Source organism: Vibrio sp. 1562, from assembly GCF_033340155.1.
Taxonomy (GTDB): Bacteria; Pseudomonadota; Gammaproteobacteria; order Enterobacterales; family Vibrionaceae; genus Vibrio; species Vibrio alginolyticus.
This window is the reverse complement of the sequence record NZ_JAWOVY010000529.1, coordinates 1-605: the sequence shown is the minus strand read 5'-3', so window position 1 is coordinate 605 and position 605 is coordinate 1. Positions and strand designations below refer to the sequence as shown.

Below are 605 nucleotides of genomic sequence, written 5' to 3'. Positions count from 1 at the left end.
TGGCCTTCGGAGGCAACCGATGTCATCTCTTTCACCCCTTCAATTGAGCGCAGTTCTTGTTCGATAGGACGAACCAGTAAACGCTCAGCATCAGTTGGAGAAATGCCTTGATGCCCAACAGAGACGTAAATGATAGGAATAGTGATATCGGGACTAGATTCTTTTGGGATGGTGACGTAAGTAATGACCCCTGCGATGAGGATCATCACCAACAAGGTCAACATCGTTCTTGATCGGGATAACGCAGCGTCAATTATGCTAAACATGCTGCCTCCCTATTTTTCGGCCGCATCGGTAGCGACATCACCGACTTTATTCGCAATCACGGTATCGCCATCACGAACAAACCCCTGTCCTAATACAATGATGTCCGCTTGCTCGCCAAGCCCAGATAACCAAACGCCATCTTCTTCTGCTTTGACTAACTGGATAGGAACAAACTTAACGTGTTCATCTTGCAGTATTTTGACACCTAAATTCCCTTCTTCATCTAACGCCAACATTGCAGCGGTAATTTTAATCGCTAGCACTTCATTCAAAGGGAGCTGCACTTCCGCACTGATCCCCGCAGGGATGAGCGAATTACGATTATCTATTTCGATTTC

The 605-nt window shown here is 46.3% G+C and carries 1 protein-coding gene and 1 pseudogene; both read right to left on the bottom strand.

From position 1 onward, the window contains the following. Positions 1 to 266, bottom strand: a 266-nt coding sequence (locus tag R7Z49_RS26220) for an efflux RND transporter permease subunit (RefSeq protein ID WP_318112590.1), incomplete at its 3' end; no start/stop codon positions are given. Positions 267 to 275: 9 nt separating this feature from the next. Next, positions 276 to 605: pseudogene (gene vmeJ / locus R7Z49_RS26215) on the bottom strand (multidrug efflux RND transporter periplasmic adaptor subunit VmeJ); the annotation flags it as partial.